The sequence below is a fragment of the Maribacter litoralis genome (assembly GCF_902506355.1).
GTDB lineage: Bacteria > Bacteroidota > Bacteroidia > Flavobacteriales > Flavobacteriaceae > Maribacter > Maribacter litoralis.
The window spans coordinates 1,551,888-1,565,308 of record NZ_LR733271.1 but is presented as its reverse complement, the minus strand read 5'-3'; the positions used below and the strand labels follow the sequence as shown (position 1 = coordinate 1,565,308).

15 protein-coding genes are annotated in these 13,421 nt (G+C 36.3%); 3 read left to right on the top strand and 12 right to left on the bottom strand.

Features of this window, described 5'->3' with window-relative positions:
* Window positions 1–112: 112 nt before the first annotated feature.
* From EXIGUO8A_RS06540 to EXIGUO8A_RS06495, 11 genes are all read right to left on the bottom strand, one after another.
* The gene (locus EXIGUO8A_RS06540) at window positions 113–1,546 is read right to left on the bottom strand and encodes an alpha/beta fold hydrolase (RefSeq protein ID WP_159302479.1); all 1,434 of its coding nucleotides are present in this window, start codon (window positions 1,544–1,546) and stop codon (window positions 113–115) included.
* A gap of 10 nt (window positions 1,547–1,556) precedes the next feature.
* Window positions 1,557–2,399: an NAD(P)H-binding protein gene (locus EXIGUO8A_RS06535; RefSeq protein WP_159302478.1), complete on the bottom strand. Its 843-nt coding sequence runs from the start codon at window positions 2,397–2,399 to the stop codon at window positions 1,557–1,559.
* Between the two features lie 88 nt (window positions 2,400–2,487).
* Window positions 2,488–2,889 carry a DUF5367 family protein gene (locus tag EXIGUO8A_RS06530; RefSeq protein ID WP_159302477.1) on the bottom strand — a complete coding sequence of 134 codons (402 nt, stop codon included), beginning with the start codon at window positions 2,887–2,889 and terminating at the stop codon, window positions 2,488–2,490.
* Between the two features lie 20 nt (window positions 2,890–2,909).
* Window positions 2,910–3,404, bottom strand: a complete 495-nt coding sequence (locus EXIGUO8A_RS06525) for an anthrone oxygenase family protein (RefSeq protein WP_159302476.1) — start codon at window positions 3,402–3,404, stop codon at window positions 2,910–2,912.
* Complete coding sequence (locus tag EXIGUO8A_RS06520; RefSeq protein ID WP_159302475.1) at window positions 3,394–3,648, bottom strand: hypothetical protein; 255 nt, start codon at window positions 3,646–3,648, stop codon at window positions 3,394–3,396. The genes EXIGUO8A_RS06525 and EXIGUO8A_RS06520 overlap by 11 nt, the downstream gene beginning before the upstream one ends.
* 278 nt (window positions 3,649–3,926) lie before the next feature.
* Window positions 3,927–4,457 (bottom strand): NADPH-dependent FMN reductase, encoded by a 531-nt coding sequence (locus EXIGUO8A_RS06515; RefSeq protein WP_159302474.1) that lies wholly within the window; start codon window positions 4,455–4,457, stop codon window positions 3,927–3,929.
* A 2-nt stretch (window positions 4,458–4,459) separates the two neighbouring features.
* Window positions 4,460–4,591, bottom strand: a complete 132-nt coding sequence (locus EXIGUO8A_RS18755; protein WP_236564447.1) for a TQO small subunit DoxD — start codon at window positions 4,589–4,591, stop codon at window positions 4,460–4,462.
* Window positions 4,563–4,916, bottom strand: coding sequence for a DoxX family protein (locus EXIGUO8A_RS06510; RefSeq protein WP_236564446.1), 354 nt, complete (start codon window positions 4,914–4,916; stop codon window positions 4,563–4,565). The genes EXIGUO8A_RS18755 and EXIGUO8A_RS06510 overlap by 29 nt, the downstream gene beginning before the upstream one ends.
* A gap of 12 nt (window positions 4,917–4,928) precedes the next feature.
* The gene (locus tag EXIGUO8A_RS06505; protein WP_159302473.1) at window positions 4,929–5,573 is read right to left on the bottom strand and encodes a hypothetical protein; all 645 of its coding nucleotides are present in this window, start codon (window positions 5,571–5,573) and stop codon (window positions 4,929–4,931) included.
* Between the two features lie 148 nt (window positions 5,574–5,721).
* The gene (locus EXIGUO8A_RS06500; RefSeq protein WP_236564445.1) at window positions 5,722–6,258 is read right to left on the bottom strand and encodes a Crp/Fnr family transcriptional regulator; all 537 of its coding nucleotides are present in this window, start codon (window positions 6,256–6,258) and stop codon (window positions 5,722–5,724) included.
* Between the two features lie 332 nt (window positions 6,259–6,590).
* On the bottom strand, window positions 6,591–8,195 hold the full coding sequence (locus tag EXIGUO8A_RS06495; RefSeq protein ID WP_159302472.1) for a thiol-activated cytolysin family protein: 1,605 nt from the start codon (window positions 8,193–8,195) through the stop codon (window positions 6,591–6,593).
* A 311-nt stretch (window positions 8,196–8,506) separates the two neighbouring features.
* On the opposite strand from EXIGUO8A_RS06495, the gene EXIGUO8A_RS06490 reads away from it, so the two are divergent.
* Entirely contained in the window at window positions 8,507–10,390 is a 1,884-nt protein-coding gene (locus EXIGUO8A_RS06490; protein WP_159302471.1) for a tetratricopeptide repeat protein, read from the top strand.
* 4 nt (window positions 10,391–10,394) lie between these two features.
* Here EXIGUO8A_RS06490 and EXIGUO8A_RS06485 read toward each other — a convergent pair whose 3' ends face one another.
* Entirely contained in the window at window positions 10,395–11,435 is a 1,041-nt protein-coding gene (locus EXIGUO8A_RS06485) for a succinylglutamate desuccinylase/aspartoacylase family protein (RefSeq protein WP_159302470.1), read from the bottom strand.
* Window positions 11,436–11,613: 178 nt separating this feature from the next.
* On the opposite strand from EXIGUO8A_RS06485, the gene EXIGUO8A_RS06480 reads away from it, so the two are divergent.
* A complete protein-coding gene (locus tag EXIGUO8A_RS06480) occupies window positions 11,614–12,819 on the top strand; it encodes a serine hydrolase domain-containing protein (protein WP_159302469.1) in 1,206 nt (401 codons plus the stop codon).
* Window positions 12,820–12,833: 14 nt separating this feature from the next.
* Window positions 12,834–13,370 (top strand): sigma-70 family RNA polymerase sigma factor, encoded by a 537-nt coding sequence (locus tag EXIGUO8A_RS06475; protein WP_159302468.1) that lies wholly within the window; start codon window positions 12,834–12,836, stop codon window positions 13,368–13,370.
* Window positions 13,371–13,421 lie beyond the last annotated feature (51 nt).

Below are 13,421 nucleotides of genomic sequence, written 5' to 3'. Positions count from 1 at the left end.
ATACTTATTTAGTTAAACATCTAATTTATATAAAACCAAGCGTTTTCTCGATTTTAAATTCAATATGAAATAATCTTCATAAAGTAATTCATTTTATACTTACCTTTTCATATCATTCGAATAGAATAGGTTTCAGTTTTATCCGGTTTGTCCCAATTTCATTTTCTTTAAAAAAAGCCAAAACCGTTTCACTTACCAATGGTGATTGCATATACAAATCGTGACCGGCATTTTCAATGATAATGTGTCGTCCATTTTTAAACTTTTTTGCAAGCTCTATGGCACTGGAGACATAGGTGCGCCCGTCCATTGTTCCGCTTAAAAGAAGCGCATCTACCTTATTAGGTTTCATTTTTCTAAACTGTTTCGGCAGTTGACGGAAATTTGTAGTTTGCATCCATTCAAATTGTAAAAAGTTTATAGTGCTGCCCAGAATAGCATCGTCTATTTGCCTTTTCATGATTCGTTTACGGTCTTGCGATATACCACTTTGCATATCCATTGAAAATGCCATTGGCCGTATGCGAGAGTAGATATACTTTTTTAATATCATCACATTCGGTGCGATTTCCGTAAAGTTGCCGTGGTACATTTGGTCATAAAGCCTCGGTACTATTTTAGAGTCTTCGGGGTTCTTTAAATAGAACGTGGCAATGGCCGATTGCAATTCAAAATTTGAAATCCCAACAGTATCAATTCTACCTTGTCTATTCACATAGGTGGAGATTACGGGACTTTTTTCCAATCGCCCGTGAACGGCAAGCATCTTTTCTTTCAGGTTTGGGTAGGTAATATCGGCGCCATAATTAGCTGTAGCCTTTTCGGCGATTTGAAATATAAAATTGGCTGTGTTTTCGGGAAGTTTGATAGTTTCATTAGGACCCTCAAGGCTTGCCAATACAACTTTATCTATGTTATCCTCAAAAAGTCTGATATACTCAAAAGCTAGATGAGAGCCGTAACTAATACCCCAAAGCGAAATTTTCTCCACCTTGAGAACGTTTCTTAACGCCTCAATATCTTTTGCGTTTTCTGTAGTATTGTATGCGCCTAGATTAACGTTTTTTTCTTGCCAGAACGCTAAACATTTAGTGATGTTCTCGGTGCTTTTATCCACATACTCTTGTTTATCAATGGCTTTGGAGAGTTCAAAACTTGCGGTATATGGGCATTCTAGCAATCTCGTTGACATACCAGTACCGCGTTGGTCAAAAGCAATTACATCGGCAACCTCTCGAAGGTTCATAAATAATGAAAAGCGCTTGCCTTTTGCCGTACCGATACCTGAACCACCGGGGCCGCCCGATAGATATACTATCGGGCTTCCAGGATTCGGATTCGTGCTTTTAAAGCGTACAAACGAGAGTTGTATGGAGTCTAGACTTTCATTGTTTCGGTCCTCCAAAACTTTGAAAGAACCTAACTCAGCTTGGACAGTATCTTTGGACCTTGAAATAAATTCATAGGGTTCAACCTTTAGACTTTGCCCGGTAAGAAGCATTATCGGTAGTAAAAGGAAAAAATGAACAATTGCCTTTAATTTCATTTTCATAGTTTTAAACCTTCGCTATCTTTTTGTTCCAAATACCTGTTTCAGCAGTTGCTGCAGCATACTCACTAAAATCAATAGGTTTTCTCCCTAATATTTTTTCAATATCGTGGGATACTTCAGCCAGTTCAGGATTGCCCAGCACTTCAGTAAACAGATATTCAATAAGCCAGATAAAGTCTTCGTGAAGACCAGTCTTTCGCATTCCATCACCATATTCCTTTACTGAAATAGGCACAAATGCAATATCACGATTACTCGCTTTAGCAATTTCCGCTACAGCGTCTTTAAACGTTAAGGTTCTTTGTCCTGTGAGTTCATAAATCTGTCCATTGTGAATATCCTCGGTCAAGGCCTTGGTGGCCACTTCGGCAATATCATCAGTATCTACCCAAGGGATTTGAGCTTCTGCCTGAGGTAGTGCAACCAAACCATCAAAAATGGGTTCCAACAAAAAGTTTTCGCTAAAATTCTGGTTGAACCAGCTTGCACGTACTATGGTATAATCCAAACCGGAATGAATCACGACTTGCTCACATAATTGGGCTTCGCGCTCGCCTTTTCCGGAAAGTAAAACCAATTTTTTGACATTGGCGCGTTTTGAGACCTTTACCAATTGTTCAATAGATTCCAATGCTCCGGGTACTGCCAAATCGGGTTGATAGGTGATATAAACTTTGTCCATTCCCGCTAAAGTGGCGTCCCAATTCTCAGGTTTATGCCAGTCGAATATGGGAGTCGCACTACGGGATCCTATGCGTATATTATGGCCCAACGCTTCAAGTCGTGCTACAATTCTTCTCCCTGTTTTACCAGTTCCTCCGATTACTAAGATGTTTTCTTTTTCCATTTTTACTTGTTTTTAGGACCCACTTTACAGCCGGACAGATTATAGTAGTTCTGCTTCGAATAGTTTAAATTTTTGTTGTTACTTTTTATTAATGGGTTGCATGAATTCTTTTGCGATGTACTTTGAGATACCAATACACCATTGTCGTTATAATAAACTCTAGCCCAATGAACCAAAACCCAAAATCGACGAAGAAATCATAGTAGCTTCCTCCATAGGGTAGAATTGTAAATGGTACGGTAATAAGCGCATCTAAAATTGCCGATATCGTAAAGAAAACTAGTCCTGTTATAAGTCCGTGGGTATAAACCCCATTTTTATAATATAGTTTTGCTCCAAGCCAAACTATGGGCACTACGACTATTGAGAGCCATATATTGGCCTGTTGCTCTGCATTTTCTAACATTGGCACGTAATAGGAGAATGCAAATAAGCTCACACCGATGATCCAAATTAATATTCCAAAAGTAATTGCTCTAGTTAATTTCATAACTGTTCGTTTTTTGATGATTATTTGTAATAAATGATTCCGATGAGCAGTAAAGCAAAAGCCATGAAAGAGGCTATGGTGCGCTGTATGTGCCATCTATTCCATGGCTTCTCAAACTTAGTTCTTAGCTCTTTGAGTTCTAAGGATGAAAGATTTTCCAATACTGTCTTGTCCAATAGTTCGTTGAGGGGTACATTTTTGAATATGGTTACAAACCCTATCCCTACAAAAAAGAGTACTGCTGCTATCAGAAAGGACCAAAACGTCGCAGGATGCGCATTTCTATGTAAAAAAGCATTTACTGATAGCAATACGACAGGTGAAAAGAATACGATTAAAAAGCTTGGGTTAATAATCGCTCTATTCATTGCCTGAAAGGATTGTAAAAAGGATAGGTCGTTCAATCTCCCAATACCCGGAGTAATTGAGTTGGACCACGTGAAACACAATCCTGCGGTAAGCCCTGTAAATAAAATGCCCAGGCACAATACGATAATTTTGATTTTATATTCCATTATTTTGAGTTTTTGTGTAGCTAACCCACGTTAATAAATCTTGATATTCTTGACTGGTGAGTTTGGTTTTCTTGCCTTTAGGCATTCGTTTTTCTATGAATACTTGTTGGTAAATATCATTTGTCCAGCTGTTCATATTATCCTCGGTAAAGACACGTCCGCGATTACGCTGAGCGTGGCAGACATTGCATTTATCCGCAAGAATACCAAAGGCTCTTTGTTGGGTTGAGTCTTTTAGTATCATATACATTGGTTCGGAAGGCACGTAGTTTTGTACTAAGTCTCTTTTTGGGTTCTGTACTGACCAGAAAGAGAGTGTAATTCCGAGTATAATTTTTACTAGTGTTATCATCATAAGGTTTATTGATTATGATGACACAAAATTGCACATATATGCCACCAATTATTTATTCGAGCGGAAGTATGATTTGTTCGAAAAGTCCATTCGCATTAATCGAATTAAGAGTAGGCATCAAAAACTACTTCCCAATGCGTTTCTAAAGGTTCTCCCAATAGTTTTGATTAGAGTTCTTCAGAAAACTTAACCGTCTTATCTTCTAATTCCTTTCTATAGTCTTCCTCAATTATTTCGCCTTCTTTAAAGTTGTCATAAAAAGACGGTAGCGAATAGGTTTCTATAATTTTTGCTCCCAAAAATGGAAAATATGTTCTTGCTGATTGTAGTGCGTTTGCACCACCTCTCCCCCCAGGTGAAGTTGCCATTAAAAGCATTGGCTTTTCTCTCCAAATTTTCATATTTACACGTGATAGCCAGTCTATAGTATTTTTAAATACCGCTGCATAAGAACCATTATGTTCTGCTAAAGAGATAATAAACCCATCAGCATCATCTAACAATTCATTAAGTCTTTTTATAGCGGTTGGCACCCCATTTTCAGCTTCAAAATCGACACCGTAAATGGGCATAACATAATCGTTCAAGTCGATTGAATTTATTTCTACATTTTCTAATAAACTAGACGTAAAGGATAGTAAATGTTTGTTAATAGATTTCTGGCTATTACTTCCTGCTATTGTGATTACTTTTTTCATGATTATTGTTTTTGAGAGATTATAGTATCGATTGAATATTTTCCGCTTCCATTCATTAGTATTGACAGTGCTATACCAATAACAAGCAAAGAATATTCATAACCTTCACCTGCTTGGTTGCCGAACCAGTTCATAAAAAAAACCGTGCTGTAGTTGTGTGGTGAAAATTATACCTAAAAACATTCCGATAAGTGATAATGCCCAAAATCTGCTGAAGAGACCAAGAACCAATGAAATCGAACCAAAAAACTCAATCATTATTACTGAAAAAGCTATAATACTGGGCAAACCCATTTGTGTTGTGAACATTTCTATAGTGGCTGAATATCCATAGCCCCCGAAAAGCCCTAATAGTTTTTGTGCACCGTGCGGAAATATGACCAAGCCAAGTGTCATGCGCGCGATACTGAATCCCAAATTAGGATTTGTTTTTACTAATGTTCTGAATAAATTTTTCATAATAATTAAGATTTATAATGTTTTACGGTAATACAATCCGAAAGAGGATTTATGAATAGGTTTGGGTCCGTATTGGTCAAAATCTGACCCAAAGCCAAATTGATGTCCTTTGTAGGATAGACCCAAACGTAATTGTTGGAAGCTTCGAGAGTGTGTTTCAAATTTGTCCCAAACTGTTAGAAACTGTGCGTTGAACCACAAAGAAATCTTTCCACTAAGTGGTCTGTGCAGTTGAAATTGAGTGAATATTTCGGCGAGGCTGGCATCTTTCTTTTCTGAGTAAGCCACTGTCGGAATGACCACCAATAAAGCTCTTGAATTTTTAACTGAGAATTTGACCGAAAGCCTTTCTGAGAATCCTCCAAAGCTATTATAATAGAGGGAAGGTCCAATAGCGATAGTTTTGCTAACCTTATAGAATAATGTAGGTTGTACACCCACTTCATCAAATATTTGATTTTCTTTCTCTCTAAATTTTTGAAAGAAAGCGAGGGCAGTAACACTTAAAGTTTTACCATCATTGATTGAATAATTTGATAGCAAAGTGAAGTCCGTTTTCTCGAATCCTGAAAATAGTTCTAACTGAGTGAACTGCGCTTGTAAACTGCTTACAAAGGCAATTGTTACTATTACTGATATGAGTCTTACTTTTTTCACACTTCAAAATTCCGATTGGGAAGCGTGAAAAAAAATGAACTAGTTTAAGACTTTTACTAGATAATTGAGATTTGATAAGTTTCGAAACTCAAATAGATTCAATGTAATTTCTTTCTTTAATGTCTTTGTTGGCTTAGCCTGAGACTTTTTATTTTCGATTAACTTTTGTGATGATTTTGCTCATAAATTCAGGTGTAATACCGATATACGCGGCTAAATCTTTTTGAGTAATTCTCTTGACTATTTGTGGATATTTCTTTTTAAAATTGATATAGCGTTCTTCGGCAGTAAAAGATATTCCGTGGTTTGAACGTCTTATATAACTTATCAATGACCTTTGATATAAAATGCGATAAAATTTTTCGAATTTTGGAATCTCTTGAAATAAAACATCATAGTTAGCTCTAGAAATTCCTAGTAGTTCAGAGTTTTCAGTTGCCTTAATGTAGTATCTTGACGGTTCTTTCGTCATAAAACTTGAAATATCACCCGTCCAATAATCTTCAATGGCAAACATTGAAATATGTGGTGCACCATCCTCATCTAAGGTATATACTTTTAAACATCCTTTGGAAATAAAATATTCATACTGCGTAACTTCACCCGACTGCATCAAGAAACCCTTCTTTTTCACCTTTATTTCCGATAATAAAGAAATATATTTTTGCTTTTCTAGTTCGGTCAAATCAATAAACCTAGATACATTATTAAGTATAAGAGTATGTGATTCTTTATAACTCAACATTTAAGGTATTTGCGTGAATTTAATTTAAACAATTAATCCCATATGTAAAAGTCGGATTATGATTTATTTGTTTAACTGAAATGTAAAAACAAATAATATGAATGGCTCTTGAACCGTATTTTGATTCGCATTTTTTAATATAATTTACTATATATAAATTATTTATAATCAGCTATTTAACAGTTTTCAGGGTTACCTAGCTGGTTAATTATTAACAACAGCCGACACCAAGTTGTTGAATCACAACTTAAGGTGCCGACTGAAAATCAAATTTATTTTTTTCTTATAATAATAAACTGTGCTGTAATTCCCTTTTTAAAATTTAAATACGTAGTATCTGGAACGTTGAGTTTTAAACTATCCAGAACAACAGGGTTTATTCCTCCGGCATTACCCAAACTTTCATTACCAAAAATACCATTATAATCATATAATTCTCCTGAACATTCTACATAATCAGTGGCCATATTTGGTCTGTAGGGCCTAAAGGTGTATGATTCATTAATTGTATGTGTTTTATTGTTTTGTACATCAACAAAATTATCAGTATCAACACTCCAAGTTTTACCATCATCTATGCCGTTCTCATTAATGTCAAGGCGTTCCCCTCCTACCCACATTTTCACCCTTAGCTTACCATTAACCTCTGTATCGGTAGATTGTGTGCCCGTAATGTTAACAATGGTCGCCAGATATTCTGGATAGGCAACATCACAATTTCGTGATTGATATTCCGTTGCAAGAACTACATTTGCTGCAGGAAAACCTTCTTTTACATAACTTAATTTATAGGATAAAGGGGAACCGGGAGATTCTTCTGGGGAATAGTTGCCGCCAGCTGCAATATATTCATAAATTTTTTCAAGACTATTTCCGCCAATAGTTTGGGCAGCACTTGCCCCATCCCCTCCAATAATTAATGCTTTAATGTTAGATTCTTCTAGAATATTTTTAGAGTCAACATCAAGCTCAAAAGTTCCTCCTTTTTTACCCGCTTCTATAGCCGCATTAAAGGCTGTTTCTACTTCCGTTATACTATATTCAGACTCCACGGTATACAATACCATACGACCGTATGTTACAGTTGAAACATAGACAGGGCTTATGGAGCCCAAACTCTCAATACTAGGTAGATCAGTAAAAAGATCGCTTGGAACTTCACCTGGGGAGTCCAAGTCTATAGTAAAATATTTCTGAATGAATTTCAGTACATATTTTTTCTTAACTGTAGTGGTATTAAAATCAAAACTACCGGAAATATCTTTTGTTTTATCCCGATAGTTCGCTCCCAGTGCTATAGATAATTGCTGTTCAGAATAAACTTGAGACTTATCAAACTGCAGTTGCGCAGGAGTTGCTCCGGTAACTTCGAGGCTGAGCAATTTATTAACACCTGCTCTAACTTCACTAATGTTTTTTGGATTATTAACAGTTACGCTAGTCTTTCCTTTTACATTGTTTAACGAAATTGACATGGTAATTGGCGCACGATCTTTATCAATTCGCGCATATTCGCCAGTAGTTATGCTTTCCCCTTTTAACATTGCCCCTGGATATATAACATCGGTAGTAGGATCCAATGTGAATAATTCACTAAAGCCCGGAGCCCCTTTGAAAGTTTGGGTAAAACATTCAAATTCCGTTGTTCCTTCCCGTTCTGGGTTGGTGGAGGTGGTCTCTACGATATTCTCAGGTTGGTTAAAAGAACCCAAAGCTGCGACGGCTGCATTAAAGTCATCGGCATCATTGTTGGAAAATTGTTGTGCATTAGAATCATCAGGGCTTACTTCATCTTTACTACAAGCGCAAATAAAAAATAAGAGAACTAGTGGTGCTAACTTTAAAATACTTTTTAATGGTGATTGATTTGTTTTCATAATTGTTTGATTTTTAAGATTCAACATTCCAAACCTAGAGCAGAAATGGTCCCATCCCTAATTTTGTCCATGGACAAAGTATGGACAAGCAACTTGGATTTCGATGAACTACACCATGGACAGCACAAAAAACATAAAAGATGAAAACATTCAAAAACCCTTTATATTCAACGCTTTATATATTTTATTTATAGCTATGATCTCCAAGAAAGTATGGACTTTTTATGGATAAAGGGTTTTTCTAGCAAAGATACACATGCTTTACGAAGAGAATTATGATTTATCTTAGTGGAAACCAAACCATTGTAATTATGAAAATGAAAATCATTTTTTTAATAATTCTTGCAACGCCAATTTCAATTCTAGCCCAACTCCAAGGTCAAGAGAGAATAGACAGTCTTAGTCTGGTTTATGAAAAGCAATTGGGGCACAAAGAAAAAGTTGCAACACTGAGAGAATTATTTAATATGCAATTATACAATAATCAGTCAGTCGCAAAAAAAAATGCTCATATGATTTTGGAGCTGTCAAACAATACAGGTTATTCAAAGGGAATTGCCATTGGAAATTATTGCATGGGCAACTATTTTTATATAACTAATGCCAATGATTCAGCTCGCATCTATTATAGAAAAGCCATAGATTTTGCTGAAAAACTAACAGATAAATTACTCCTAACCAATTCCCTTTCCAACCTAGCACAAATTGAGGATGCCATAGGTAATTATGATTTTTCCATAAAGCTGAAGGATTCAGTTTCAAATATGTACTTACAAAGCAAGAGTTATCTCCAGTATGGGATATCCATAGGGGATGTAGCAAATACCTATATAAATAAAGGGGATTACGAAAAAGCAATAACAGGTACAATCAAGGCATTAAAGGTTCTGGATACAATCGATAGAGAACCTTTCCGAAAAGCGGACCTATATCGACAATTAGGAAGGGTTAATTATTTTCAAGGAAATTACACCAAGTCTATCGAAAACTTTAATCGGGCCTTAGGGGTGTATGAGGATACTGCCGATAATCTCTACAGAGCTTATACAATGGTGGATATTGGCAATTCTTATTTAGAAATGAAAGAACATGAAAAAGCTCTAGAATATTATCAACAAAGTAAAGCGATTAGCGAGAAATTTGGGTTTGATGATAATACTGCCAATGCCCTTGCCAATATAGGTATGGTCCTTGCAAAACAAGGTAAATATGATTTGGCAATTAAAAATTTACTGAAGTGTGTCGAAATGAATAAAACCAGCAACTCATACTTCAACATTATCAGTGCAATGGGGGAAATAGGGAATGCATATGCGATGAAAGGTGATTTTAATAAATCTATTACCTACTTGAACAAAACAATACACCTTGCTGATTCGATTAAATCCATGGATCAGTTAAAGATGGCTTTGCGATATCGCTCAAAAGCTAACGAAATAGGAGGGTTATTTAAAGAGGCGCTGGATGATCAGCGGCAATTTCAAATACTTAGTGACAGCCTTTTCACATCGGAAAAGACGAAACAAATTGAGCAGCTTCAAATATCCTACGAGACCGAAAAAAAAGAAGCAGAAATTGCACTGCAACAAGAGGAGATAAAAACACTTAACGAAAAAGCCAAAGTAGATAAACTTACCAAAGGCCTTTATGCCGGTGGAGCCATATCTGGACTGGCTCTATCAGGATTACTTTTCTTTGGGTTTCGGCAACGCATGAAAAAGAATAAGGCCGAAAGGGAAAAACAAGAAGAAATTTACAAGAAGGAAATTGAGTATAAGCAAAAAGAACTCACTAGCCAGACCTTGCATCTAGTTCAAAAGAACACGTTTATTCAAGAATTGAAAGAGAATTTGGAGAACATAAAAAACTCCCCAGATAAATTTAAAACAGAATTTAGGCGCATTGTCATGCTATTAAAGAAAGAAAATGCATCGGACAAAGATTGGGAAGTATTCAAGACTTATTTTTCTGAAGTTCATAATGACTTTGACCAGAAATTGAAGACTTTGTCTCCTGAGGTTTCAGAAAAAGAAATTCGATTAGCAGCTTTTCTTAGAATGAACCTAACCACAAAAGAAATTGCAGCCACTTTGAACGTACTACCAGATAGTATTTTAAAATCTAAATACCGCCTAAAAAAGAAACTGGGGTTAGATAAAGAAACTGATCTAAACCAATTTTTGAATGTACTTTGATTACCTACAAACGCTTACTAATACACATTAAAGTATCATCAATATTAACGGGCGGGGTAGAAATTTTGTACAATATAATACCCGATGTATGTGCTTTGTACTCCTTAAGTTTTTCACCAAATTCATTGGTGATGTAACCTACAACATCCCCTTCTTTAACGGTATCTCCTGCGTTAAGGTCGCTGTAAAAAAGTCCCGCTTCGGTAGCGCTTAAATAGGTTTGGTTGTTGAGCTGAACAAGGTTGGCATTGGGTCCGGTTCCGTTATCATACATATCCATAAGATCAAGCATATTATAGACCCCATTTTTTATTAACCTTACCGCATCTTCCTGTACATTGCCCAATTTGCCACTTTCAAAGCTCAAGGCTATTTTACCATCTTGCGAGGCTTGTTTAAAGACATACTTTGCTGGTTCATCGTCCCTTAAAGAGAACGGATAAGACACTATATATTCAAATCCGCTGTTCTCGGTCAGTTCGCGGGCCTTTTTTGTTTGTTCTGGGTAATTAGGGTTATCGTAGAAAAGTGCAAACGGAATCAAATCTTCATTGACCCCACCACCATGTATATCGATAAAAACATCGCTCACAGGTATTATGGTCGTTGTCATAAAATCTGCTATTTTTTGGGTAACGCTACCTGTAGATTTTCCGGGGAAGGCTCCATTTAAATTTACTTGGTCATGCGGATTTACAATAGAGGTTCTCGAAAAAAACGAACTGGTATTTGCAATAGGTATAATGATCACGGTACCGTTCAATTTATCCACATCAATTTCGTTTAACAGCTCTTGCACACCAACAATTGGCGGATATTCAAACCCGTGCACACCGGCAACAATGGTAAAAACAGGTCCTTCGTTCTTTCCTTTTAATACAGAAATAGGCAAAAAGGTTTTATTGTTTCGAGCATCTTGAAATGTAATACGTATGTTTTCTTTTAATGGTCTTGTAGTATTAGAAAATACGTCTTGAAAACTGTTTTGGGCAATCGCAGAAGAAAGCGAGAAAAATATAAAAAGGGTAAATAGAGTCCTGCACATGATAAGATATTTTTGGAAAGACCAAGGTATTAAAAACCTAGTTGCTAGTAAAGCTATTCATAGAGGATAAAATTACGAACAGAAAAACATAATTGCCATAACACGATACTTAATACCTGGTACTTATTACCACTAAATACCTAACTTGCAACTAATTATTCATCAATCAATTACAATCATGATAGTAAAAAAAATCTGTCAACTTATTCTGTTTACATTGTTTGTGGGCATAACACATGCGCAAACCAACGATTCTATTTCCAAAAAACTCACCAGTGAATTACAGCAAATTTCAGCTAACGGAAACTTAGTTGGTTTTTCGGTGGCCATAGTCAATGATAATGGCACGCTGTATGAAAACGGATTTGGCTTTGCCGACAAAAAAGCAAATAAAAAGTATACAGAAAACACCCTACAGAATATAGGGTCGATATCTAAAACCTTCATTGGTGTGGCTTTGTTAAAAGCGCAAGAGTTGGGTAAGTTAACCTTAGATGATCCTATAAATGACTATCTGCCTTTTAAAGTGGTGCATCCTAAATTTAAGAATACGCCTATAACCATTCGTCAGTTGGCAAGTCATACTTCGGGTATTAAGGATCCTGCAGAATATGAGGGTAAGGGTTATATATTGAAAGATGCTGAAAACGGAGCGGCTAAGGTCAACGCCAATTTTCTTGACCCTAGTAAAATGATGCCCCATGGCGATTATTTAAAAGCTATTTTAAGTACCGATGGGCAATGGTACAAAAAGAAAACCTTTTCTAAATACCCACCTGGCGGTATGTTCAATTATTCTAATATAGGTGCTGGTTTGGCGGCTTATGTGTTAGAGCAAGCAACGGGAGAATCATTTCCGGAGTTTACCAAGAAACATGTTTTTGATCTTTTGGATATGAATGGTTCCGGATGGTCTTTTGATACCATAGACTTTTCAAAACATTCAAAATTATACGCCGATGCCGATACCGAACTTGCCTTTTATACATTGATCAATTATCCCGATGGTGGCTTGATCACCTCTGCGCACGATTTGGCAAAATACCTATCTGAAATTATAAAAGGTTATGCAGGTAACGGAACAATTTTATCCGCAGAAAGCTATAAAGAACTATTTACACCACAGTTAACAGACGAGAACCATAAAGACCGCAGCGATAGGGAGTATAATGACGAATACAATATGGGGGTATTTATGGGCATGTCATCAAAAGGGCAAATTGGGCATACAGGTGGAGACCCTAGTGTAGTCACCCATATGTTCTTCAATGAAAACACAAAGACCGGTAAGCTGTTATTGGTCAATACAGATTTAGACAAAAAAAGCGTTCAAGACTTTATTGCTATTTGGAGGGCGCTGATGGCGTATGAAGATCAATTTTAGATAAATAGTACAGCATGAAAAATGAAATCAATACCATTTGGCTAGACCTTAATGAAGAATTGTATCATTTCATTTTGGGCAAGATCAAAGATGAACAAGTGTCAAAAGACATTCATCAAGAAGTATTCTTGAAAATACAGACGAGGATCCATCAATTGCAACACACCTCTAAATTGACTTCTTGGGTGTATCAAATTACTAGAAATACGATTATAGATCATTTTAGAAAACAGGGTAAAACTACTTCGAGTATTGAAGGTATAGAGCTAGCAGAAGAACAGTCAAATGATTTTGATTATGCCAAGCTCACCAATTGCATCAATCAGAAAATTGGCGAGTTATCGGCGCAACATAAAGAAGCCATTGTATTGACCACCTTTCAAGAATACTCGCAAAAAGAGCTGGCCAAGCATTTGAACATCTCGTATTCGGGCACAAAATCTAGGGTACAAAAAGCTAGGGAAATATTAAAAGTACAGCTGCTTTCTTGCCCCAATGTAATAGCTGACCGAACAGGAAAATTGCTCGATTTTGAAAATAACGAAGAATAGCTACGTCTTTTTTTAAAGTTTACCGTCTATCTGATATAATCTTAAAAAAAT